Source organism: Nocardia otitidiscaviarum NBRC 14405 (genome assembly GCF_000308635.1).
Classification (GTDB): Bacteria; Actinomycetota; Actinomycetes; order Mycobacteriales; family Mycobacteriaceae; genus Nocardia; species Nocardia otitidiscaviarum.
In genome coordinates, this window is record NZ_BAGD01000020.1 from 19700 (window position 1) to 44609 (window position 24910).

Sequence of the window (24910 nt, forward strand, 5' to 3'; positions counted from 1 at the left end):
CCCGACGCAGACAGGTAGCTTGAGGAATTGATGGCTGAGAACGAGGGCAGCGTGCCCACCGAGACGACCGAAACCGCAGCAACCGAGTCGGCCGCGGGTGTCGAGCGTGCCGCCGGCACCGACATGTCGGTGGCTGAGCTGCGAGAATGGTTGCGGCGCTGGGTGGCCGACGCCACCGGTCAGCCCATCGAGAACATCACGGTGGACCGGCCGATGGAGGAATTCGGCCTCGCCTCCCGCGACGCGCTCGCCCTCGGCGGCGATATCGAGGACCTCACCGGGGTGGTGCTGAACGCGACCATCGTCTACCAGCATCCGACCATCGCCTCGCTGGCCGAGCGGATCATCAACGGTGAGCCGGACGCGCCGGAGGACACGCCGGACGATTCCTTCTATACCGCCGGATATCAGCCGGGCGAGGCGCACGACATCGCCATCGTCGGCCTGTCGACCCGACTGCCGGGTGCGGGGGATACACCCGAGTCGACCTGGGAGTTCATTCTCAATGGCGGCGACGCCATTCGCGACCTACCCGAGGGCCGCTGGGACGAGTTCAAATCCGACCCGCAGGCCCTGGCCGCCATCGAGAACGGCAATACCAAGGGCGGCTACCTCGATCAGGACGTGGTGAAGGGCTTCGACGCGGAGTTCTTCGCCATGTCGCCCATCGAGGTGGAGCGCGTCGATCCGCAGCAGCGGCTCATGATGGAGCTGACCTGGGAAGCCCTGGAGCACGCGCGGATTCCCGCGAGCGATCTCAAGGGCGGCCCGGTCGGTGTCTTCATCGGCTCCTCGACCAGCGACTTCATGCTGGTCACGGCGCTGGGTCTGGGTAAGGAACCCGATCCGAACGTGCCCCTGTCGGCCGAGGCGTACGCCCTGCTGGGCGCGTCCACGGGCATCATCGCCAACCGCGTCTCCTATTTCTTCGACTTCCGCGGCCCGTCGGTGACCATCGACACCGCGTGCTCGTCCACGCTGGTGGCGGTGCACGACGCGGTGCGGTCGCTGCGCAACGGCGATTCCGATGTAGCGCTGGCCGGTGGCGTGAACATGATTCTCGCCCCGATGGCCAGCCTCGGTTTCGATATCAACGGCGCGGTCGCCAAGGACGGCCACATCAAGGCGTTCTCCTCCGATGCCGACGGCATGGTGCGCTCCGAGGGCGCGGGCCTGGTGGTGCTCAAGCGCCTGGCCGACGCCGAACGCGACGGCGACAAGATCTACGCGGTCATCAAGGGCTCGGCCGTCAACAATGACGGCCGCTCCAACGGCATCTTCGCGCCGAACCCGGACGCGCAGGCCGACGTGCTGCGCCGTGCCTACCGCGATGCCGGTATCGCGCCCTCCACCGTCGATTACATCGAGGCGCACGGCACCGGCACCCTGATCGGCGATCCCATCGAGGCCGACGCCCTGGGCCGGGTGGTGGGTCGCGGTCGCGAGGCCGACAAGCCCGCCCTGCTCGGTTCGGCCAAGACCAACTTCGGCCACCTGGAATCGGGAGCGGGTGCGGCCAGCCTCGCCAAGATCATTATGGCGTTGCAGCACAATGTCATTCCGCCGAATATCAACTTCGCCGGCCCGAACCCGTACATCCCGTTCGACCAGGCGCACCTGAAGGTCGTCGAGCAGCCGACCGAATTCCCGCGCTACAGCGGCAAGGCCACCATCGGCGTCTCCGGCTTCGGCTTCGGCGGCACCAACGCCCACGTGGTCATCCAGGAGTACGTGCCCACCCCGGCCGTTCCGGACAGCGCCGACACCGCCGATCGCGACAGCTCCGGACTCGACAGTTCTGGTCTCGACGCTGAGGCCACCGACGTGCTGGCCGAGGCCGAGAAGCTGGTGGAAGCCGCCGCGCCCGAGCCGGAATGGGCTCCGCGCGAGGAGCCGCTGCCGGTGATCCTGCCGGTGTCGGCCTACCTGCCGTCGCGCCGCAAGCGCGCCGCCGCCGACCTGGCCGACTGGCTGGAAAGCGACGCGGGTCGCGACACTCCGCTCGAGGATGTGGCGCGGGCGCTGGCCAAGCGCAGCCATCAGCGCTCGCGCGGCGTGGTCATCGCCGAGAACCACGAGGAGGCCGTCGCGGGCCTGCGCGCCATCGCCGCCGGTAAGCCCGGTCCGGGCGTCTTCACCGCCGATTCCCCCGCGGCCGAGGGCCCGCTGTGGGTGATGGCCGGGTTCGGTGCGCAGCACCGGAAGATGGGCAAGCAGCTCTACCAGGAGAACCGCATCTTCCGCGAGACCGTCGACCAGGTCGACGAACTCGTGGTGGACGAGGCCGGGTACTCGGTCAAGGAGATGATCCTCGACGACGCCCAGGACTGGGATATCGGCACCGGTCAGGTCGGCACCTTCACCATTCAGGTGGGTCTGGCGGCCGTGCTGCGCGCGCACGGCGCGGAACCCGCGGGCGTGGTCGGCCATTCGCAGGGTGAGGTCGCCGGTGCCTACATCTCCGGCGGCATGAACCTGGAGGACGCCGTCCGGGTGATCTGCTCGCGCGGTCGCCTCATGGGCGAGGGCGAGGCCATGATCACCGACGACCAGGTGCGCAATATGGCGCTGGTCGAGCTGAGCGCCGCCGATATCGAGGCCATGCTGCCGGAGTATCCGGATGTGGAGGTGGCGGTGTACGCCGCGCCGACCAACACCGTGATCGGCGGCCCGCCGGATCAGGTGCACGCCATCGTGGCCAAGGTGGAGGAGCAGGGCAAGTTCGCCCGCGTGCTCCAGACCCGCGGTGCGGGCCACACCTCCCAGATGGATGTGCTGCTGGGCGAACTCGCCGCCGAGCTGGCCGGTATCGAGCCGACCAAGCTGAAGGTGGACCTGTACTCGACCGCGCACAAGGACGCCGTGTACCGCGCGGGCCACGCCCCCGTGCACGATGTGGACTACTGGGTCACCAATATGCGCGGCTCGGTGTACTTCACCAATGCCGTGCGCCAGGCCGTGGACACCGGTATCACCACCTTCCTGGAGCTGGCCCCGAACTCCGTCGCGCTCATGCAGGTGCTGGGCACCACGTACGCGGCGGGCGTGCACAATGCCGCGCTCATCCCGACCCTCAAGCGCAAGGAGGACGAGTCGGCGGCCGTCATCGCCGCGCTCGCCCAGCTCTACGTCAACGGCCACCGGGTGAACCTGCCGTCGCTGCTGCCCGCGGGCGGCTACGCGGATATTCCGCGAACGGCGTTCGTGCGCAAGGAGTACTGGCCCAAGGTGAGCCTGGCCGGTGGCTCCGGCAATGGCCGGGTGCCGGGCGCGCACGTGTCGCTGCCCGACGGTCGCCACGTGTGGGAGGTGCAGGCCGGTGTGGTCACCGACCTGGGCGCACTCGTGGAAGCCGCTGCCGCGCAGGTGCTCTCGCAGGTGCGGACCGGCGCGTCCTACGCCTACGGCCCCATTCCGGCGTCGGGCACCCTCACCACCACACTCACCCCCTACCCGGGTGGCGCGGCGGCGCAGGTGCACGCCAAGCAGGGCAACGCCTTCACGCTGCTCTTCGACGGCGTGGTGACCTCCGGCGCCCCGCTGCCGGAACCCGTTGCCGCGCAGCCGGTCCAGCAGGCCGAGGAATCCGCTCCCGCCGAGGTCGCGGTGGTCGAGGCCGCGGGTGAGCGCTGGGATCCGAACGGTTCGCAGACCATCGAGGACCGCCTGGCCATCATCGTCGCCGAATCCATGGGTTACGCCGTGGAGGACCTCCCCATGGAGATCCCCCTCATGGAACTCGGCCTCGACTCGCTGATGGCGATGCGCATCAAGAACCGCGTCGAATACGAATTCGACATCCCGCAACTCCAGGTCCAAGCGGTCCGCGACGCCAACCTCCTCGAAGTCGGCAAGGTGCTGCGCTACGCCATCGAACACCGCGACGAGGTAGCGGCCCTGGCCGCCCGCCAAGCCTCCGGCGAAGGCGAACTCGCCGTGGACGCCGACTTCGTCTCCGCCGCCCGCGCCGCCATGTCCACCGGCGCGGACCCCCTGGCCGCCGCCCTCGGCACATCCGCCGACACCGCTGCGCTTGGGCAGTCTGCGCCAGGGGCGCAGGGTGGGCAAGCGCAGCACACTCCGAGCGAGAGCGATTCCCAACCGGAAACCTTCGAGGCCGCCCCACCGGCAGCGGAAACCGACAAGGACAACGTCCCCCCGCGCGACGCAGCCGAACGCCTCACCTACGCCACCTGGGCCGTGGTGACCGGCAAGTCGGCAGGCGGCATCTTCAACGCCCTGCCGATCCTGGACGACGACACCATGACCAAGCTGGCAGCCCGCCTGTCGGAACGCGTCAAGGCCCAGATCGACATCGAGGAACTGCGCGACGCCGAAACCATCGAGAAGATGGCCGATATCGTGCGCGGCTTCCAGGACAAGGCCGACGTGGACGGCTTCGTGCGCACCCTGCGCGCGAAGGAGCCCGGCTCGGATGCGTTGCCGATCTTCGTCTTCCACCCGTCCGGCGGCAACACCCTGGTCTACGAGCCGCTGCTGAAGCGCCTCCCGGCCGGTACTCCCATGTACGGCTTCGAGCGGGCCGAAGGCTCGATCGAAGAGCGTGCCCGCCAGTACATTCCGGAGATCCGCAAGATCCAGCCGGAGGGGCCCTACGTCTTCTACGGCTGGTCACTGGGCGCGGTCTTCGCGCTGACGGTCGCCCAGATCATGCGTGCCGAGGGCGCGGACGTGCGCCTGGTGGGTCTGATCGACCTCGCGATTCCGACCGAGCCTGAGGACAATTCGCCCGAGGCCCGGGTGGCTCGAATCAAGCGCTTCCAGGCGTTCGCCCAGAAGACCTACGGCTTCCAGGGCGAACTGGACGACGAGCAGATCGAAGAACTGGCCGCCGCCAGCGACGAGGAGCAGTACCAGATCATCCTCGAACTGGTGAAGTTCGCGGGCGTCGATATCCCGGGCGGTGTGCTCGAGCACCAGAAACATTCCTGGATCGAGAATCGCGAACTCCAGCAGGTCACGCCGTCGCGTTACGAAGGTCACGTGGTTCTTTACCTGGCCGACCGCTACCACGACGGAATCATCGAACTGGAACCGCGATTCGGCGACCGTAAACCGAATGGCGGCTGGGATGAGCACATCCCGAATCTGGAGATCATCCACATCCCGGGTGACCACCTCCAGATCATCGACGAACCCCGCATCGCCACCATCGGTGCCGACCTGACGAAGAAGCTGACCGAGATCGATTCCGCGAACTAGGTTTCGCGAAAGGAGACCAGTGAGCACTACCGCCGAGAAACTCGCCGACCTGCGACAGAAGCTGGACGTCGCGAGGGAACCGGCGGGTGAAGCGGGAGTCGCGAAGCGGGCGCGCAAGGGCATCCCTTCCGCCCGTGACCGGATCAATATGCTGCTCGATCCGGGCTCCTTCGTGGAAATCGGTGCGCTGGTTCGCAACCCCGGTGACAAGAAGGCGCTGTACGGCGACGGCGTCGTCACCGGGCACGGTCTGGTGGACGGCCGCCCGGTGGCGGTGTTCTCCCACGACCAGACCGTCTACGGCGGTTCGGTCGGTGAGATGTTCGGCCGCAAGGTCGCGGGCATCATGGAGTTCGCCGCCAAGGTCGGCTGCCCGGTGGTGGGCATCAATGATTCCGGCGGCGCGCGCGTGCAGGAGGCGGTGACGTCGCTGGCCTGGTATGCCGAGCTGGGTCGCCGCCAGGAGCCGCTGTCGGGTCTGGTGCCGCAGATCTCCATGATTCTGGGCAGCTGTGCCGGCGGTGCGGTGTACGCGCCGATCAATACCGATGTGGTGGTGGCGACCGAGGCCGCCTACATGTTCGTCACCGGCCCCAAGGTGATTCGCGAGGTCACCGGTGAGGATGTGAGTCTCGAGGAGCTCGGCGGCGCGCACAGTCAGGCGCAGTACGGCAATATCCACCATGTCGCCAAGGATGAGGCGGCGGCGTTCCAGTGGGTGCGCGAGTATCTGTCGTATCTGCCGTCGAGCTGCCAGGAGTTGGCGCCGATCGTGAATCCCGGTCTGGAGCCGGAGATCACCGAAACCGATCTGGAACTGAACTCGATCGTGCCCGACGCCGACAATGCCGGGTACGACATGCACGAGATCCTGTTGCGCATCTTCGACGACGGTGATTTCCACGAGTTCGGTGAGTCGGCGGGCAAGAACATGATCTGCGGTTTCGCCCGGGTGGACGGCCGCAGTGTGGGCGTGGTCGCGAATCAGCCGATGGTGTACGCGGGTGCGCTGGACGCCCGCGCGTCCGACAAGGCCGCGCATTTCATCCGGCTCTGCGACGCCTTCGAGATCCCGCTGGTGTTCGTGGTGGACACACCGGGCTTCCTACCCGGGGTCGAACAGGAGAAGATCGGCGTCATCAAGCGCGGCGGCCGATTCCTGTTCGCCTTCGTCGAAGCCACCGTCCCCAAGGTGACCGTGGTGATCCGCAAGTCGTACGGCGGCGGTTACGCCGTCATGGGATCAAAGCAGCTCGGCGCGGATGTCAATCTGGCCTGGCCGACCGCCCGCATCGCGGTCATGGGCGCGGAGAGCGCGGTCAGTCTGATCGGCGCGAAGACCATCGACGCGGCCCCCGAGGAGCAGCGTGCCGCCATCCGCCAGCAGATGATCGACTTCTACAACGCCACCGTCGCCACCCCTTGGGTGGCGGCCGAACGCGGCTACATCGACGCCGTCATCGAACCCGCCACCACCCGCCTGGAAATTCGCCGGGCCCTGCACCTGCTCCGCGACAAAACCGTCGCCCGCAATCCCCGCAAACATCACCTGCTGCCGCTGTAACCGGCGGGCGCGATCCCCGCACGACACCCCGGATTACCGGGAATCGGTCAGTCGATAGCCCCGCATATGAGAGCCTTCAGCTATGAGTAGCAAACCGAAGGCCGTACTCGAAGGCGGGCCCGACGGCCTGAAGACGCGGATCGTCCCCATCACCCCGCCGGGCGTGGAACTGCGGGTGGCCTTCGAGGACGGCTACGAGCGGTTCAAGGTGACGCCGCGCTGGGCCGATACGCCGGAGGGCAGCCTGCCGGTGTACGAGTGGGTCGCCCATATCGCCCGGTGATGCCCGGCGTCGGTGATGCGGGCGGGTGCGCGCCGCGGTAGCGCCAGGGGCGCGCTCCGCCACGTCAGCACGCGTGTCAGGTCGGTGTCAGGTCGGCGTCAGCCCGGACGCCGACAGTGAACGGCATGACGAAGAACAACACCTCCGCGGCCACCTCGACCACCTCGATCTGGACCGGCATGGTGCCGGTCGAGGACACGGCCCTGGCCGTCACCGACACCGGCGGTGCCGGAATCCCCGTGCTCTACCTCAATGGCCAGTTCGCCACCCAGGGCTACTGGAAGCGGGTTCTGCCCGAACTCGGTTCCGAGTTCCGGCACATCACCTATGACGAGCGGGCGCGCGGCAAGTCGAAGCGTTCGGCGGACTACTCCTTCGAGGCCGCCGTCCGCGATGTGGATGCCGTGCTGGCGGCCCGGGGCGTGGATCGGGCGCTGGTGGTGGGCTGGTCCTACGGGGCGGTCGTCGGGGCGCACTGGGCCGCCCGGAATCCCGATCGTGCCGTGGGCGCGGTGCTGGTCGACGGGGCGTTCCCGTACGACTGGCTGGACGACGCCATGGAGCAGCGGATCCGCAAGCTGTTCAAGCGTTTGAACCTGGTCATGCCGCTGCTGCGGCCGACAGGGCTGACGCCGCGCATGTCCGCGGCACAGCAGGCCGAGAGCAATATCGAACTCGGTAGGCTCTCCCGCGAGCGCGAGCTGGGGCCGGTCCTGGACAGTATCAGCGTCCCGACCCGCTATGTGGTGGCCTCCGGCTCGTCCTTCGGTAGCCGCGGCGACGAGCAGGAACGCCTCCGCGCCGGCCTCGATGCGGTGTGCGCCCGCAACCCGCACATCCGTATCAGTGCGAAGGTGCCGAGCAACCATTCCCACGTGCTGCGCAAGGACTTTCGCGCGGTCGCGGCGGCGATCCGGGAAGTGGCGGCCACGGGGCAGCGTTGACGGGCCGCACGGGTTCCGCACCGAACACGGCAGCGCCCCCTTCCAGCGGGTGCCGGAAGGGGGCGCGGGTGCGGGGCGTCCTGCCTCAGACTCGCATCTTGCCGGGACTCCACCAGCCGGAACGGGTTTCGGTGCCGGTGGTGATCTCGGCCGGGGTTGCCGGGTAGAACTGGTCGTAGCGTTCCAGCGAACCCCAGTCGCGGGCCCAGTCGTCCTTCAGATAGGTCGGAATGGTGACAGATCCCGCGATCATCTGCGAGAAGCCCAGCGGCCCACCGAATTCCTCGGCCTGCCAGGTATTGGTGGAGCTGACCGCGAGCGGCCGGTCCGGCAGGATGCGGTAGTTCGGCACCTCCGCCACGCCGTAGCGGTGGTTGAACGGCTGTTGGCAGGGGAACTGCAGACCGACGGCCCAGTCCAGCAGCACCGGCTGGGTGCCGCCGATGAAGCTGTTGAGCGACTGCAGTTTCGGCACGCGCGGCGGAGTGAACGCCAGCCACTGGTCGCCGATGAGGATCGGGTCCTTGGCGTGGATGCGCACCACGTCGACATCGCCGGGCAGTTCGTCCAGCGGCACCCGCACGTTCCGCCAGGACGGGGCCGGACCGATATCGCGCGGCCGGTACGAGCCGAGCTGCTCGACGCTGCCGTCGGGCAGCCGCCGCCCGTAGTCCAGGAACAGATCCTGGCCGTAGGTCATACGTCCGGTGTCGTCGAAGGACATGACGCGTCCGGCCACCGACATGACCACCAGCGGCGAATCCGCGGAGCGGGCGGGCAGTTCGTACCAGCTGGAGTACAGCTCGGCGGGCTGCTGCACCCCGTCCTGCCAGCTGCCCATGACCGGCGTGGTGGCCGGGTCGAGTCCGTAGGGCAGTGCGGCGATGGAGCCGTTGACACCCTCCGCGCCCAGTCCGCCACCGGTTCCGGCGTTCTCGCCCTCGGCGAAGGCGGGACCGATGGTCTGGGTGGAGGTATTGCCGGTGCCCGGCTTCACCTCGACGCTGTCGGCTTCCAACTGTTCGGGAATGCCGTTGGGGGAGAACCCGACCGGCTTCTCCCCGGCGAGCGGATCGCCGTTCAGGGGCGGCCGTTCCGGATCGATGACGGGTTGCAGGTTGCCGCTGTTCGGATCGGCTTCCACCAGTACGTCATTGGCGAGTCCGCACGAATTGCCGCCCAGCGCGTCGATATTCGACCGGGCCAGCGAGTACGCCGGGTACTGCGAGTACGCGCCCTTCACCAGCGACAGCACCTCGAACAGCACCATGAACGCGGCCACCACGGTGAGCGGGATGGCGGCAAACTTGCGAATCCGCCTGCCGCGCTTGGTGCGTGCGTCGGCGGGCGGTTTGGCGTAGCCCTCGCGCAGCGACTGCCAGGCCACCAGCGCCAGCGCCAGCCCGAACAGCATGAGCATGAAGGTGTTGGACTGGTAGCCCTGGAGGGAGACCCGCTTGTCGAACCACGGCACCCCGAAGCTGGACACGTACCAGTACCCGTTGATGCCGGAGAAGGCGACGGCGAGGGTGAACAGCAGCCCCGCCAGGAACACCGACCGATTCTTGCGCGACCGCAGCGCCGTGGCCGACACCGCGACCGCGGTCACCGCCGCCAGCGAGCCCGCGATACCCGCGTACGCGCCGAAGTGGTGCGTCCACTTGGTCGGGTTGAACATCATGAAGAAGATGGTTCCGAACACCACGCCCATGAGCCGCCAGGTCGGTGCGCTGGCGATACCTGGGATCTGCCGCCGCCGCAGCAGCACCAGCAGGGTGGTGATCAGACACAGGATCATGATCAGGAACGCGAACCGCCGCGACAGCGAACCGTCCACGGTCTCCACGAACAGGTAGTAGTAGCGCAGGTAGTCCTCGTACCAGGCCAGGTTGGGGCCGGTGGCCTGGCGCACCCGGTTGGCCTCCATGATCCCGGCGAAGGTCTGGTCGCCGAAGACCACGACGAGCACCAGGAAACCGGCCGCGGCGATGGGCGCGAGCAGTGCGGTGGTGCCGAGTTCCCGGTGTTTGCGCACCACGATCCGCACCAGCGGCCGGATGGCGACCAGCAGCGCCGCCACGCACATGAGTCCGGTGGGCGCGGCGGCCAGTGTGAACGCCGCGATCAGTACCGCGACGGCCGCGGGCAGCAGCCGCGAGGTGGCGATGGCCCGCTCGATGGACACCCAGGTCAGCAGCGCGCCCAGGGCCACGATGGGCTCCGAGCGCAGGCCGTTGTCGTAGGGGAGCCAGAACGCCAGGAACACCAGTCCGCCGGTCCACAACGCCACCTTGGAGTTGCGCACCCCGCGCCCCAGCCGCGGCACCACCTCGCGGCTGATCACCAGCCAGCAGAGGATGCCGCACAGCAGCGCCGGAATCCGCACCCACGCACTGGCGGTGGAGATTTCGGCGAACGCCTGGATGACGTAGTAGTACCAGCCGAACGGCGCTTCCGGCACGCCGTACCAGCGGAAGTAGTTGGCCATGTAGCCCGCGTGCGGCGCGACCCGGGTCATGGTGAGGATGTAGCCGTCGTCGGAGGTGTTCGCGCCGACGAAATGCCACAGCGTGAGGGTGCCGATCACCGCGCCGTCCGCCCAGGTGGGTTTCAGCCAGTGCCGCGGGAAGATGCGCCGGTGCCCGCGCCCGTCGGCGGTGTCGAGGACACCCAGCGCTCCCATGGCGATCAGGGTGAGCAGCACCGCGCCGATGAGCGCGACCAGTTTCACCACGGTCGGTGTGGAGGAGAACCGGGAATCGACGGTCATGTGGAACGACAGCCCGGCCGGAACCTCGCCGACCATATCGGTGAACACCCCGACCACCTGCGGCCGCAGATCCCCGAACAGCTGCCCTTCCAGCGGCACCACCACGGTCTCCGTGCCCCCGCCGGGCAGCGGCCGCTCGATGGTCCGGGTCAGGCCCTCGAACTTGGCGTAGGTGCGCGTGCTGTCGGAGGTGATGAGGATCTGCGAGCAGTCGCTCATCTCGGACCGCTGCGCGGATGCCACCACCGCATTGCGGTCCACCACGTCCACCGTCTCGCCCGAGACCCGTACGAACAGCGCCTGCAGGTCGGCCTCCCGCCCCTGCGGCGGCGCGGTCGACAGCAGGATCCCACCCCGCGGGTCGGCCAGTTGCGTCACCGCCGCGCAGGGGATGCTCACATCCAGGTCGATCGGCACCTGCGACATGAGCGGGGCTTGGATATTGCCCAGCGTCCCGTTCTGTGGCCAGTCGATCACCGCCGTCGTCTGCTTGACGGGCAGGAACGGCGTGGCCAGCGCGAGCAGCGCCCCCAGCACACCCGCGACGATCGCGATGATCTTCGCGGTACGAAAATCACGCGGCGTCGCGGCGGGCGCTTCGGGCGGCGTCGGTTTGGTCAGAACAGCGGCGGTGGCGTCGGGCACGGTGAGTGATGGTATCTGGCAACGCTGTGAGTGACCGCGTTCACTCGGCGGTTGCGCCGCGTATGCCGATTCAACCGATCACCTGGCCCGGATCGGGGCATCGTCCGCCAGCCCGGAGCGGGTCTCCACGGTGACGTCCAGCTCGGCCGGTTCGGCGTCGCTCACGTACGGCGTGAACTTCTCCAGCGAACCCCAGTCGCGTCCCCAGTCGTCGTCGAGGTAGGTGGGCACGGCCTGGGCTTTCAGGAGCAGCTCGGTCCAGCCCAGGGGGCCGCCGCCGATATCGTCCTGCCACGCGTTGGAGGCGTCGGAGCCGACGCGGTCGGGCAGGATGCGCCACTGCGGGACCTCGGCGACGCCGTCGTGGTGGTCGAAGGGGCGCTGGCACGGGAAGGCGAGGCCGACGTGCCAGTCCTCCAGTACCGGGGCGGTGCGGCCGACGACCGCGTCGAGGGTGGCCAGCCGGGGCAGGCGCGGCGGGGTGACCGCCAGCCACTGCTTCTGGGTGATGTCGGCGTCGTGGGCGACCAGGCGAACGGCGTTGGCCGAGGCGGGGATGTCGCGCAGCGGCACGCGCAGATTGCGCCAGGAGGGGGCGGGGCCGATATCGATGGGGCGGATGCGACCGACGTCCGTCACGGTGCCGTCGTCGGCGCGGGTGCCGTATTCCACCCACAGGTCCTGGCCGTAGGTTTCGACGCCGTCGGCGTCGATGTAGCGGATGCGACCGGCGGCGGTGACCACGAGCACCCGGTAGGCCGGGTCGGCGCGCATGCTGTCGGTCAGGTCGAGTCGATACCAGCCGGTGGTGAGGTCGGCGACCCGCTGCTCGTCCTGGGTGTAGCTGCCCAGGACCGGGGTGCGCGCCGGATCGAGTCCGAAGGGCAGCGCCACATTCGAGCCGTTGATCCCGGCCTGCTGGCGGCTGCCGCCGCCGGTGCCCGCGCCGGTGGTGTTGCTGGTCTTGTTGTCCTCGGTGCCGACGGAATTGGCGCTGCCGGTGACCGTCTCCTCTTCGTCGGCGGTGAGGTCGGCGGCCACTCCGTCGGGGGTGAAACCGGTGTTCTCGGCGTTCAATCCGTCGGCGGGCGACCCGTCGAAGGGTTGCAGCAGCGAATCGGCGGTATCGGTCTCCACCAGCACCTCATTGGCCAGCGCGCACGAATCCCCGCCCAGCGCACGCACATTCGACTCGGCGATGGAGTAGGCCGGGTACTGGGTGACGGCCGCCTTGGCCAGCGACGCCACCTCGAACACCACCAGCGCGGCCGCCGCGACGGTCAGCGGCATGGTGGCGAACCTGTCGAAACGCCGTACCCCGCGTGGGGTTTTCGCGTACGGCTGCCGGTAGTGCTGGATCAGCGCGACGAGCAGGAACACCACCGCGAGCCCGAGGAACAGCGTCGAGAAACCCTTGCCGGCGATGGATGGCGCCTTGTCCCACCACGGGACACCGTAGCTGGACACGTACCACCAGCCGTTGGACCCGGTGAAGGTGATGGCGAGCAGGAAGAACACCGCCGCCGTGAACAGCGAGCGATTGCGCGGCGACCGAATCCCGTTGACGCCCACCGCGACCGCGGTGAGCGCGGCCAGCGAGCCCGCCAGCCCCGCGTACACGCCGAAGTGGTGGGTCCACTTGGTGGGGGTGAACATCATGAGGAACAGCGACATGAACACGATGCCGAGAATCCGCGCCGACGGCCCGCGCGAGGTGCCCGGAATCCGCTCGTTCTTGCGCAGCATCACCAGCACGCACACCCCGAGACAGAGCAGCATGATCAGCACCCCGAAGCGCCGGGACAGCGATCCGTCGGGGGAGAGCATGAGCAGTGAATCCCACCGTGTGCGCTCGTCGAACCAGGCCACATTCGGCCCGACCAGCGTGCGCACCCGCGTCGCCTCCATGACGGTGGCCAGCGTCTGGTCGGCGAAAACCACCACCAGCACCAGGGTTCCGGCCGCGATCCCGGGAGACAGCAGCGCGGCATACCGCAGCACCGCCGCGCCCCGGCCCGACCTGCCGCCCGCCGGGGCGTCCGGCCGTGCCCGCTTGATGATGTGCTGGAGCACCGGCCGCGAACCCGCGATGAGCGCGGCGATGCAGATCAGTCCGGTCGGCCCCGCGGCCAGCGAGAACGCGGCGATGAGCACGGCGACGGCGGCAGGCAGCAGCCGTCCGGTGGCGATGGCGCGTTCCATGGAGCACCAGGTGAGCAGCGCGCCCGCCGCGATGAGCGGTTCGGGCCGCAGCCCGTTGTCGTAGGGCAGCCAGGCGGCCAGGAACACCAGTCCGGCCGTCCACAGCGCCACCCGGTCGCGCCGCACGCGAGCGCCCAGGCGCGGCAGCACTTCTCGGCTGATCACCAGCCAGCACACGATGCCCGCGAGCAGCGACGGCAGCCGCATCCACGGACTGGCGTCGCTGATGCGCGTCATCCAGGCCAGCAGTTCGTACGGCCATCCGAACGGTGCCTCGGCCACCCCGAACCACCGGTAGTAGTTGGCCATGTACCCCGACTCGCGCGAGGCGCGCGCCATATTCAGGATGTAGCCGTCGTCGGAGGTATTGGCCCCGATGACGTGCCACAGCACCAGCGTGCCCAGCACGGTCACGTCGGCGAACGAGAACTTCCACCAGTGCGCGGGCAGGAAGCGCCGGTGCCGCCGTCCGTCGGTGGTGTCCATCAGATGCAGGGCGATGAGCGCGATGATGGTGAACACCACCGCGCCGATCATGGCCAGCCGCTTGAGCAGGCTGGGGCTGGAGGTGAAACGCGCGTCGATATCGACCGCGGCCGTGGCCGCACCCAGCCGGTCCCGTGGCACATCGGTGAAGATGCCCACCACCTGCGGTCGCGCGTCGCCGCCGACCTGCCCGGCGAACGGCGTGCCGTCCTGCCGTGTCGCACCGGTGATCTCGGTGCGCGTCTCGGCGGCGGACGAGGTCACCGTCAGCGCCCCGCAGTCGGCGAGTTCGGCCAGCGGGGCGGACAGCAGCGGAATATTGCGCACCAGCACCTGTACGGTGCGGCCGGTCTCGGGTTCGTCCTCCACCCGGACCACCAGGCCCTTGTCCACCGCCTGCCCCGATGCCGCCGGGACGGTCGAGAACAGCGTGCCGGTCAGCACGCCGTCGCGCACCACCTCGCACGGCAGTGCGACCGTGAGCTCCAGCGGCGTGTACGACACCAGCGGCGCCTCGAGATTCGCGGTCTCGCCCTGCGGCCAGTGCAGCGTCGGCCGGTCCTGCTCGATCGGCAGGACGGGCATCAGCACTGCCAGCACGACGGCCAGCAGACCGGAGATCAGGGCGATCAGGCGGAGTCGGGGTAACGCTCGGGTGTCTGCGCGCACGGACGTCGATGCTATCGACCCTTGCTCGTCCGATACCGCAACAGCACCACCCCGGAGCGAAATGCCGTGGTCTCGGTGGCTCAGACGAGTCCGCGCACGTCCCACACCCAGACGCCGTTGACGCGCTGCCCGTGGAAGCCGAGCAGCTGGTCCACGGTGAGGCGCAGCACCTCGCCGTGTTCGGTGGGCGGCAGCACCAGCACATCGGCCTGCCAGTACCGCAGATCCGCCAGCGCCTGGGCGCGCGACGCGTCGTCGACGATCGGAACCCGGTTGGCGCGCTGGGCTTTCATGAGCAGGGTGGCGGTGGGCCGGTCGTCCGGGCCGTAGCGGCCTTTGGTGTCGGAACCCGTGGGGCCGACGAAATAGCCGCCCGCCAGCGGGAAGCTGAAATCGGCGGCGGTCTGCCAGCGCAGGGCGCGGGCATCCGGCGGGGTCGGCGGCGGCACGATCACCACGGAACCGTCGGTGACATACCGGTCCACGGTGCCGTCGGCGAAGAAGGCCGGGGTGGGCGTGCGCTGCACCACCGGAAGAACGGTCGGGGTGAGCGGCACCAGCGCCAGCGTCAGCGCCGCGAACCAGGCCAGCGGCCGCCAATCGGTGGCCGACTCCCGCCACTGCTGCACCGCGCGCTGTGTCGCCAGCGCCAGGATGGCGGCGATGGCCGGTATGGCGGCGAAGGTGAAGCGCGATTCCAGCACCGAATTCACCAGCGGCAGTTGCTCGAACCAGTGCCAGGGCAGCGTGATGCCGGTGTCGTCGCGGCCGATCGTGAGGCTGGATCCCAGCGACAGCAGCGTGAACGCCACGATCACGACGCTCGCCGCCCGCACCACCCGGTTGCGCCACAGCAGGATCGCGCTGACGGTGACGAGCAGCAGCAGCGGCCAGCCGAAGTAGGAGTTCTCCTCGGTGGGGTTGATGGCCACGTTGGTGCCGGGGGAGAGCATGCCGCCCAGCGATTCGGAGGGAAACTGGAACAGCGCCTCGAGGTCGTTGCCCATCGGCCCGTGGTCGATGGACCGGTACGACTGCGGACCGAAGAACTGCCACCACAGCGGGATCTCGGTGAGCGCCACCGTGATCAGTGCGGCCAGGGCGACCGTGGGGGTGATGCCGCGCAGCACCCGCCAGCCCCGTCGCGGCCGGTGCAGGTAGTAGACGAGCGCGAACACCCCGAACGCCATGGCGTAGATGAGCAGCGGTTCCTCGCCGAGCGCGATCTGCAGGGCGACCAGCAGGCCCAGCACCACCGCGTCGCGGCTGCGCGCTCCGAGCGCCGTAGCCCCGGCGTCCGCTTCCGCGCGTTTCGCCAGGCGGATGAACTGCGCGGTGATGATCGGCAGCAGCGCGAGCACCACGAAGTTCGGGTGGGCGTTGCCGTGCGAGATCATGCCGGGCGCGAACCCGCAGAACAGACCGCCCACGGCCGCCGCGCCCCGGGCGTCGACCAGGTACCGCGAGAACAGCCAGTACCAGGCGAAGGCGGTACCGGCCAGCCCGAGGGTGAGTACCAGCACGAAGGTGACGGTCGGCCCGAACAGCAGGGTAATCGGGGTGAACGGCACGCCGACGCCGAACATGGCGGTATTCGCCATCATGTTCACGCCGTCGGGATAGTTCTGCAGTACGGTTCCGAGCGGATTCTGCAGGTTGGCGACCTTGTGCGCGGTGACCGCGAAGAACCACTCCCACATGGTCTGGTCCTGACCGCTCTTGATCAGGTATCCGTCCTCGGGATGCCGCCACTGCCCGGAGAGCACCAGCACGGCCAGCGCCAGATAGCCGCCCGCGATCAGGATGTCGGTGCGGGCGAGCCGGAGGCGGTGTGCGATGCGCCGGGATCGGGATAGGCGCGGGCTGGTCTCCGGGACTGTCCGCTCCAGCACTGCCACGGCCGACCCGGATTTGTCCGTCCAGTCGGTTTCCCGCCCCGAATTCACAAGCTGACTCCTCTTACCGGCACAACAGCTCGCCACGCTACCGGCTGCGGCTGAGATTCCGCTGGCAAGTCCAGGAGTTATCCACAGATAACATCACCAATCCACAGATTTCAGGCGGTTTATCCCCAGATGGGACGAGCGCTGCCCGGGGTGGACCGCAAGCGCCTACCGTTTCGGTATGCGATTGCATTTCGACCTCGAGGAGGACGAGGAGTTCACCGCCGCCGCCGAGTTGCTGGTGCGGCGCTGCGCGGAGTGGGCGCGGCGGCAGGGGACGCCGATCGTGGAGCCGATCGCGGGCATCGCGCTGGAGGCACGGCACCTGAGTAGCGACGGTCGGCTCGCGCACTGGACCCCGGATGCGGTCTGCGACGTGCTGCTGGACTGGATTCCCGACGCCGCGGCCGAGATCGACCGACTCGCCCACGCCCCCGACACGCTCCGCGCACTGCTCGCCTATCTGGCCGCCAACGGGTTGCTGGACCCCCGGGGCAGCGGGCTCGACGAGCTGCTGACGGTGATCACCGAGACCGAGCCGGAATTCCGCGCGGAGCTACAGGATGCCCTCGCACTGGACGGCGCCGCCGAACCTCCCGAAGTAGGCGACGCGCCGGGCGCGGATCCGGTGGATCGGGCGGGCGGTCCTCGTAGCGCGGGTCAGGCGGACCGGGCGGGCGGTGCTCGAGGTGCGGACAGGTCTTTCGGTGCGCACAAAGCTCTCGACGCACACAGCGCCGACGCGGATATCCCCGAAGCACTGTTGCGTGTGCTGACCGGCGATCTGGACGCGGCCGACCTGGACTCGGCCGACCTGGATCCGGCCGAGGTGGACGATCTGGTGGCGCTGTTGGAATCCGGGCTGATCTCCGACGGCCCGGACCTGCTCGTCGGCGACGAAGCCCCCGTGCGGACCTTCGCCCAGCCCCCGGTCCTGCTACCGGACCACGCGGACCTGGTCGCAGCGGCCGAGTCGGCGCCGGTGGTGCGGCAGCTGCGGCTGCTGCTGGACTGGGTCGGCACCGGCCGCGCGCTCACGGCGCACCGTCGGCTGCGCATTGCCGACGCCCGCGAACTGGTCACCCTGCTCGATACCGGCGACGAGCTCGAGGGTGTCCGCGACGCGACGCGGCTGCGGGAGCTGACCCGGTTGCTCGCGTGGGCGAAACACCTGCGCCTGGTGCGCGCCGCACAGGGCGAACTGCGGCCGGTGGCCGAGACGCGCCCCCTGCTGCGCGATCCGCTGGCGCTGTGGTCGCGCGCCTTCGACGCCGTGCTGGAATCGGCGGAGATCACCTATGGCGCGGCGCGCTCCGATGAGCCGCCCCTGCTGTCGGAACTGCACGACCTGGTGCTGCCGGACATGCTCAACACCCTGTACGGCATGCCGCATCCGATGCCGCTGCGCCGACTGGAGGAGCCGGTGTGGGCGCAGTGGTCGGAAACGTTCGCGGATTTCACGGCCCCGGCGCTGCTGCGGGACGAGCGGCAGCGGATCGGCGCGGATCTGCTGACCGCTTTCCAGGTGCTGCACCATCTCGGTGCCGTCGAGCTGACCCGGGGCATTCCCGATCCGATGTACCTCTCGGATCTCGACGACCCCGAATTCGATCCGGTGCCCTGGCTCGATGCCAAGGCACGCAAAGCATTACGGACCGACCTGCGCAAACCGGGCACCCTCCTGACGCTGACCGGCCTGGGGACGGCCGCCGTGCGAGACCGCATGCTCGCCGAGGGCCGCGAGGCCGGAGCCGTCGGCGACCTGCGCGACGCCGACGCCGCCGGACTACTCGGCGTGATCGCCGACCACTACACCGCCGAGACCGGCCGGTTGGAGATCCAGGGCTGGCTGGACGCCCACCACGGCGACCGCGAGCCGCTGCTCCAGGCGATTCGCGACTGCCCCTTCCGTGGCCGCGCGGCCGCCATGCTGCGCATCCTGATGCTGGCGCTTCCCGACGGCCCCCGCCTGCTGCGCGGCCTGCGCGGCGATCCGGTGCTGACTCCGCTGGTGATCACCCAGCTCGTCTCCGACGGTGAATTGAGCATGGCCGACGTCACCGATGACGAGGGTCTGCTCGCCATGACGGAAAGCATGCTGCAACTGCTCGAACTCGGCGGCCCGGCAGCGGTATTGGAGCAACTGGCGGATATGCCGTCCGCTGAGCGCGGCGAGCTGGCCGAAACGCTGGGCGCGTCCGGACATCCGGCACGGACGGCGCTGGCCGAACTGCTGACTGTCATTCGGACGCCGACAATGTCGGGGCGGCGGAATAACGGCGGCGGTTGATCCGGGCGAATCGGATGCGAAGCTATCGCAGGTCAAATAGTTTTCCTGTTCTCCCGCAAGGCAATTCGCGATAGAATGGTGGATTCTTTGTCCCACAAGCTGGTAATCGAAACCTCCGACCGCTCATTGGGCGAACGGGCCGGTGTTGCGGGCACCCGGGAATTCCTCATCGAGTCCTTGCGTATCTCCCGGGCCGACGCCAATTCCCGCTACCGCATGGCCGAGAAACTGGGTCGATTCCACCTGCTCGCCGGACTCGACGGTGAAGTCGAACTGCCGAATACCGCACGTGCCCAATCCGATGGGGAGATCTCCGCCGACCACGCCCGCCAGATCATGAAGGTGATGAAGCGGATTCCACACGCGGTGGAACGGACCGATCGCGAAGCGGCCGAACGAGTGCTGGCCGACACCGCCCGCAAGGTGACCCCGGACGATCTTCCTCGGGTGGGCGACGAGATCCTGGGCTACCTCGACCCCGACGGCGCGCTGTCCGACGATCGCGACCGCGCCCGACAGCGCGAGCTGCTGCCCGGCCGCCAACGCCCCGACGGCATGTCGCCGCTCCACGGCCTGGTCGACCCGACACTGCGGGCCTTCCTGGACATGGTCTTCGCGAAATGGGGACGACCGGGCATGAACAACCCCGACGACCCCGACAGCCCCCACACCACCGGAGGCACCGTCGATCCCGCCCTGATCGAAGCCGCCGCCCGTCGCGACCGGCGATCGGCCGGCCAGCGCAACCACGATGCCCTCACCGCCTTCCTCGCCGCCGGCGGTGGCCCGGAGCGGCTGGGCACCCATCGCGGCCTGCCGGTATCGGTCATCCTGACCATGAATCTCGGCGACGTCGAACGTGCCCTGGGTATCGACTCGATCGTCGAGCCCGGTGACGCGGTCGCGCGCACGGCATCCGGCACCCGTATGTCGATCACCGAGGCCCTGCGCATGGCGCAGCGCTCGATCCCGACCCTGGTGGTGTTCGACCACACCGGAATGCCCCTGCATCTCGGCGGCAGCCGCCGACTCGCCTCCCCCTGGCAGCGCCTCGCCCTGATTGCCGCCGAACGCGGCTGCACCCGCCCCGGTTGCGACGCCCCGGCCGTCTACTGCGCCGTCCACCACAAACGCGAACACGCCGCCGACGGCCCCACCGACATCGACAACCTCACCCTCGCCTGCGACCCCTGCCACGCCCGCATCACCAACACCGACCAAGGCTGGACCACCCCCGCCCCGCCACGCATAGACGGTGCCACCACCACCGGGCTACCCGCCATCGGCCGCGCCACCTGGATCGCACCCCACCACGTCGACCCCACCCGCACCCCACACATCAACCACCGCCACCACGGCGACGAACTACTCGCCCGCGCCCGCCGCCAGCTCCTGGCCGACTACACCCAAGCCGCCGAGCAGCATCGGCACTGGTTGACCGCTGCCGACACCGAGCCGAACCGCTCGCAGACCCCAGCGGCCGCCGACACACCAGGCCCGGACGCACCACCTCGCGACGGCCCCCGCATCTGCATCCGACGACCGCGCCGCGGCAGTTGAATACCCCGAGCGTTGAACCCACCTCGTGGCCCATGCCTCCTGGGTGCGATCAGCCCTGCCAGATACCGCTGCCGATAAAGCTCTCCCACTGCTCCGGGGTGAACCACAGCTCCGGTCCGCCCGGCTGCTTGGAATCACGCACCCCGACAGCGTTTTCGGCGTGGCAAACTTCCACGCACTGCTTCCCTGCATCGGATCTGCTCGACTTGTACCACGCATCACGAGTTGGCTCGGTCATTCCGCGCACTCCTCAGCTATACGGCTTACCAGAGGCCGCTGGCGAGGAAGCTGCTCCACTGCTCCGGCGTGAACCACAGCTCCGGTCCGCCCGGCTGCTTGGAATCACGCACCCCGACAGCGTTTTCGGCGTGACAAACCTCCACGCACTGCTTACCGGTCTCGGATCGACTGGACTTGTACCATTCCCCCTTGATCGGCTTCCTCACCCCGCGTACTCCTTCGCCACCCGATTCACCAGATCTCTGGTGTCCTTCTCTGTCAACGCTACCGCCCGTAGTTGCGTAATCGCCTGCCGATACTGATCGACAACATCCGCTCGTTCGGTGGTCATGGGGGCGTTCACTACGTCCAGGTACACCACCGGCGGCACCGTCAGCCCGCTTGCGCCACGCGGAAACTCCAACAGAGTGAAGCTCTGCACGATCAATCCTCGATGTGGTCCCACCCCGAAGGGCACCACGCGGACGCTGATATTGGTCTGCTCACCGACCTCCACCAGCCAGCGCAATTGATCCGCCATCACGGCCGGGCTGGCGGGCTGGTGACGCAAGACCGCCTCGGACAGCAGGACTTCCACCCGGAACTCGGCTTCGCTCAACCGACTCTGCCTGTGGGCCATCAATTCGAGCCGCCGTTCGGTATCGACCGGAGAGAGATTCGGCTCATCGATGAGAATCACAGCTCGCCGGTACTCAGGGATCTGGAGCAGGCCCGGCACGAGCACGAGTTGATGGCTGACCATTGCGTTCGCTGCCGATTCCAGCCGCAGGTAGTGCGGGAACTGCGAGACGAACTGGTCCGAGTACGGTTGCCAATAACTTTTCGAGTTGCCCTGGGCCTGGTCTGCCCTCTCGTGCGACCGCAGTACTTCCCACAGTCGAATGGCCTCCGCGCGCTGATCGCGATCTCCGCCGTAGAACTCGATCAATTGCTCGATCTGCGGGGTGCTCAGCCGCGTCGGCCAGCCTTCCTCGAGGCGCATGATCGTCTGGCGCGACGTGTCGATGTGCTTGGCGGCGGCAAGTGGCACCTTTCCGGCGGCTTTGCGCATCGCCTGGACGAATGCTCCGAAATCCATGCGGGCGACCGTCGTTCCGGCCATTTCGTCAGCCTCACTATCGTCCGAGTGTCCAGCGCGGACAGTGTCCACCATGGACACTCCAGCGTATTCCGTGGACTGTCCACACGGCGCGAATTCCGAGATGTCTACTGGTTCCACACCCGGCGACGACAGCGCGAATCCGCCGCCCGGTGGTCGGAATCCGCCGGTACGCACGCGAGGAGATCTGCGAATGTATTGGGAAGTCTGGATTGTGGGCTTGGCTGTGCTGGGTGCGCTCGTCTTCGTCTGGGCGATGCACGGTATCGGCGAGGACTGGCGGGGGGAGCGTGATCTTCCCCCTTTCGTCCTGCCGTACGTCGAAGGCACTGGCAGCGTGGAGGTTCCGCGCCCACGTCGTCGTGGCGGCGTGCACCGTTGCGGGCGCGGCAGACATCGCTGCGGCAGCGGGCTCGGGCTTCGTGCGCCGGTGGTGGACGCTGCGATGGGGAACGGGTGATGTCCGAGTTCCAGCCGACCATGGGTGCTGATCGGGCGTATCCCAGCTGGGGCTCCTACCAGCTCGCCCGCCACGTCCTCGGAGCCCATCTCGGTTGCCGAGCGGCCGACTGCCCGCACAAAGGCCCGGCCGTCGAGGCTCTGATCGCGGCAGTCGACGCGGAATTGGGGGAGGTTCGCGCACTGGTCGAAGACGCGGTGTCCGCCGAACCTGCCGACGGTCCGCTCGCCCGCCGGTCGGCCGAGTTCGTTTCGCGCTTGGCCGCCGTCATCCGGCCGGTCGATCGCATGTCGACCGCGACGCCCGATTCGGCTCGATGACGCGGTGTGTTCGGTCGAACCGCCCCCACCCGGCCGACGAGGCGACACCGATATGAACTCCGGCCAGGGTTGACCCCCGTCTGTGGTCAACCCTGGCCGTGGTGCGAGTCGTCAGTGCTCCACGACCACCAGCGTGAAGGGGCCGATATCGGTCACGGTGAAGCGGGGGTCGTCGAACAGGGTCGCCGGGAAGGTCACCTGGTAGCGCTTCACGTTCGGCTGGTTCGGGTAGACGTCCTTGGCCAGGCGCAGGGTGTAGTTGTCGCCGGACTGGCGGAAGAGGAAAGCGTCGGGGGCGCGCCAGGGGGCGGTACGGAGGGCTTCGAGCAGTTCCTCGGGGGTTTCCAGGGTGGACCAGCGCTTGATCTCGTCGGCGCGGGCCGGGAAGTCCGCCAGGGGGTTGGCGTAGTGGGAGGTCAGGGCCTGGAAGCCGAAGTAGGGGTAGATGGACAGGAAGCTCAGGTCGGCGGTGAGCACCACCGTTTCGTCGCGGGGGCGGCCGATCTGCTCGCGCAGGGCGGCGTCGATCTCGTCGTAGTAGGAGACCGCCGACGGTGGCCGCTTGTCCGCGCGCACGCCGTCGCCGTCGGTATCGGTGTAGGCCGTGGTGATCTCCGGTGCGAGAATCTCCGGGATCTGCTGGCCGAAGCCGATCGCGCCCAGCACGGCCACGGCCGCCACCACCGCCCGGAACCGCTCCGGCTCGTTCAACACCTGGTAGATCGCCCGCGCGCCCTCCACGAAACCGAAGGCTCCCGCCGCCGCCAGCAGCACCATCAGCACCGGCTCCAACCGGAACGACAGCAGCGTGGTCCCGGCCGCCGTCACCAGCATGGACAGCAGGCACCACAGGTACACGGCCACCACGCCGACCGCCAGCGCCTGCGCCCGCCGCGAACTGCCCACCCGCAGCACCAGCCAGATCACGCCGATCAGGCAGAGCCCGCCCAGCAGCGAGAATTCGAACATGGGCAGCGGCAGCCGCGCCCCGCCCTCGGGCAGATAGTGGAAGGCGGTGCCCGAACTGGGGAACCCCTCGCTGAGCACCCGCAGCAGGAACGGCAGCCACACCACCAGCGCCAGCAACCCCGCGACCGCCCCGATCACGATCAGCCGCAAAAGAATCGGCCACAGCAATGGCCAGACCCCGGGCACCTCCCGCTTGGTGCGCCGATGCACCCGCAGCGCGAAATGCCGCTGCCACAGCGCGATTCCGGCAGCGGCCACCGCCATCAGACAGACCGCGAAGACGGCGGCGGCGAAATACAGCGTGTAAAACGTGGCCGCCAACCCGAGGAACAGCCCGGTCCCGAGCACAGCCCCCCAGCCGCCCGCAGTCGCGGAACCCGCAGTCTCAGAACCCGTGCCTGGCGAACCTGTGGCGCGGTACGCCGCAGCCCCGTATTCAGCAGGCCGGTGCAGCGCACCCCAGGCCAGCACCAACACCGGCGGCAGCAGCACGACGAGCACCGCGCTGTACGCCTCCGGCGCGGCATACGCCACCGTCACCGCCGTCGTGGCGGCGGCAACGGCAATGGCCCAGTCCGCCCGGATCAGCTCGGACCACAGCACGAGCGCCAGCGCCGCCGCCACGGCCAACGCGATGATGGCCCACGGCTTGAACGCCTCCCACCCGTCCAGTCCGAACAGATTCGCGAATCGCCCACCGGCCCAGAACCATCCGGCCGGATAGAACGGCGGCAGATCCACGTAGTTCATATCCCGCAGCGCCGCACTGTCGGTCAACCGCGTCAGATACTGCGTCCGGAACTCCTGATCCACCGACAGTCCGAACAGATACAGCTTGGTAGCCCCCAGCGGCATCCCCAGCGTCACCGTCACGAACGCCGAAATACCGCCCCACGACAGCACTTTCGCCACCCACGGCCACTTCCGCGCCCGCACCAGCCAGATCGCCGCCACCAGCATGGCGACCGCGACCACCTGCCCCACCGTCGTCAGCGCCCGAGTCACATTGGAGGAGTTGAACGCGGGCCACTCCACACTCGCGAACGCCACCAGCCCGACCCCGGCCACCACCGCGGCGACCACGGCCGCGAGCACCGCCGCACCGAGCGCACCACCGGCCTGCCGCGCTAGCAGCCCCCCGCGCCCCCCGGTTCGTTCCGTAGTCGTGTCGTGCACTCTGCCTCCGGATGCTCGGTCCGTGCCTATGGTCACCGCGCGACAGCCTATCCGCCCGCCCCGCCTG

15 protein-coding genes are annotated in these 24910 nt (G+C 68.6%); 8 read left to right on the forward strand and 7 right to left on the reverse strand.

Features of this window, described 5'->3' with window-relative positions:
• Window positions 1–30 precede the first annotated feature (30 nt).
• The 4 genes from pks13 to ON31_RS01360 all read left to right on the forward strand — a co-directional run bounded on the left by pks13 (window position 31) and on the right by ON31_RS01360 (window position 8014).
• Complete coding sequence (pks13, locus tag ON31_RS01345) at window positions 31–5223, forward strand: polyketide synthase Pks13 (protein WP_039808482.1); 5193 nt, start codon at window positions 31–33, stop codon at window positions 5221–5223.
• A gap of 19 nt (window positions 5224–5242) precedes the next feature.
• On the forward strand, window positions 5243–6787 hold the full coding sequence (locus ON31_RS01350; protein ID WP_029930422.1) for an acyl-CoA carboxylase subunit beta: 1545 nt from the start codon (window positions 5243–5245) through the stop codon (window positions 6785–6787).
• 82 nt (window positions 6788–6869) lie between these two features.
• Window positions 6870–7070 (forward strand): DUF5988 family protein, encoded by a 201-nt coding sequence (locus tag ON31_RS01355; protein ID WP_029930421.1) that lies wholly within the window; start codon window positions 6870–6872, stop codon window positions 7068–7070.
• 125 nt (window positions 7071–7195) lie between these two features.
• Window positions 7196–8014: an alpha/beta fold hydrolase gene (locus ON31_RS01360; protein ID WP_039808484.1), complete on the forward strand. Its 819-nt coding sequence runs from the start codon at window positions 7196–7198 to the stop codon at window positions 8012–8014.
• An 85-nt stretch (window positions 8015–8099) separates the two neighbouring features.
• Here the strand turns inward: ON31_RS01360 and ON31_RS01365 are convergent, their stop codons facing one another.
• The 3 genes from ON31_RS01365 to ON31_RS01375 all read right to left on the reverse strand — a co-directional run bounded on the left by ON31_RS01365 (window position 8100) and on the right by ON31_RS01375 (window position 16684).
• The gene (locus ON31_RS01365; RefSeq protein WP_039808486.1) at window positions 8100–11429 is read right to left on the reverse strand and encodes an arabinosyltransferase domain-containing protein; all 3330 of its coding nucleotides are present in this window, start codon (window positions 11427–11429) and stop codon (window positions 8100–8102) included.
• A gap of 78 nt (window positions 11430–11507) precedes the next feature.
• The gene (locus ON31_RS01370) at window positions 11508–14786 is read right to left on the reverse strand and encodes an arabinosyltransferase domain-containing protein (RefSeq protein ID WP_039808487.1); all 3279 of its coding nucleotides are present in this window, start codon (window positions 14784–14786) and stop codon (window positions 11508–11510) included.
• Window positions 14787–14866: 80 nt separating this feature from the next.
• On the reverse strand, window positions 14867–16684 hold the full coding sequence (locus ON31_RS01375; RefSeq protein WP_039808534.1) for a DUF6541 family protein: 1818 nt from the start codon (window positions 16682–16684) through the stop codon (window positions 14867–14869).
• A gap of 226 nt (window positions 16685–16910) precedes the next feature.
• Here ON31_RS01375 and ON31_RS01380 point away from each other — a divergent pair, with 226 nt between their 5' ends.
• Entirely contained in the window at window positions 16911–19019 is a 2109-nt protein-coding gene (locus tag ON31_RS01380) for a hypothetical protein (RefSeq protein WP_051036637.1), read from the forward strand.
• Between the two features lie 75 nt (window positions 19020–19094).
• Window positions 19095–20579: an HNH endonuclease signature motif containing protein gene (locus ON31_RS01385; protein ID WP_081592142.1), complete on the forward strand. Its 1485-nt coding sequence runs from the start codon at window positions 19095–19097 to the stop codon at window positions 20577–20579.
• A gap of 49 nt (window positions 20580–20628) precedes the next feature.
• Here ON31_RS01385 and ON31_RS01390 read toward each other — a convergent pair whose 3' ends face one another.
• The 3 genes from ON31_RS01390 to ON31_RS36415 are packed head-to-tail and all read right to left on the reverse strand — an operon-like array spanning window position 20629 to window position 21921.
• On the reverse strand, window positions 20629–20817 hold the full coding sequence (locus tag ON31_RS01390; protein ID WP_039808489.1) for a DUF397 domain-containing protein: 189 nt from the start codon (window positions 20815–20817) through the stop codon (window positions 20629–20631).
• Between the two features lie 25 nt (window positions 20818–20842).
• Window positions 20843–21025 (reverse strand): DUF397 domain-containing protein, encoded by a 183-nt coding sequence (locus ON31_RS01395; protein ID WP_039808491.1) that lies wholly within the window; start codon window positions 21023–21025, stop codon window positions 20843–20845.
• Window positions 21022–21921, reverse strand: a complete 900-nt coding sequence (locus tag ON31_RS36415; protein WP_157533561.1) for a helix-turn-helix domain-containing protein — start codon at window positions 21919–21921, stop codon at window positions 21022–21024. Before ON31_RS36415 ends, ON31_RS01395 begins: the two co-directional genes overlap by 4 nt.
• A gap of 190 nt (window positions 21922–22111) precedes the next feature.
• Between ON31_RS36415 and ON31_RS36420 the strand changes: the two genes are divergently transcribed.
• Entirely contained in the window at window positions 22112–22378 is a 267-nt protein-coding gene (locus ON31_RS36420; RefSeq protein ID WP_157533563.1) for a hypothetical protein, read from the forward strand.
• Window positions 22378–22698: a hypothetical protein gene (locus ON31_RS36425; protein ID WP_157533565.1), complete on the forward strand. Its 321-nt coding sequence runs from the start codon at window positions 22378–22380 to the stop codon at window positions 22696–22698. The genes ON31_RS36420 and ON31_RS36425 overlap by 1 nt, the downstream gene beginning before the upstream one ends.
• A gap of 111 nt (window positions 22699–22809) precedes the next feature.
• Here the strand turns inward: ON31_RS36425 and ON31_RS01410 are convergent, their stop codons facing one another.
• Window positions 22810–24801, reverse strand: coding sequence for an arabinofuranosyltransferase (locus ON31_RS01410; protein WP_051036651.1), 1992 nt, complete (start codon window positions 24799–24801; stop codon window positions 22810–22812).
• Between the last annotated feature and the right edge of the window lie 109 nt (window positions 24802–24910).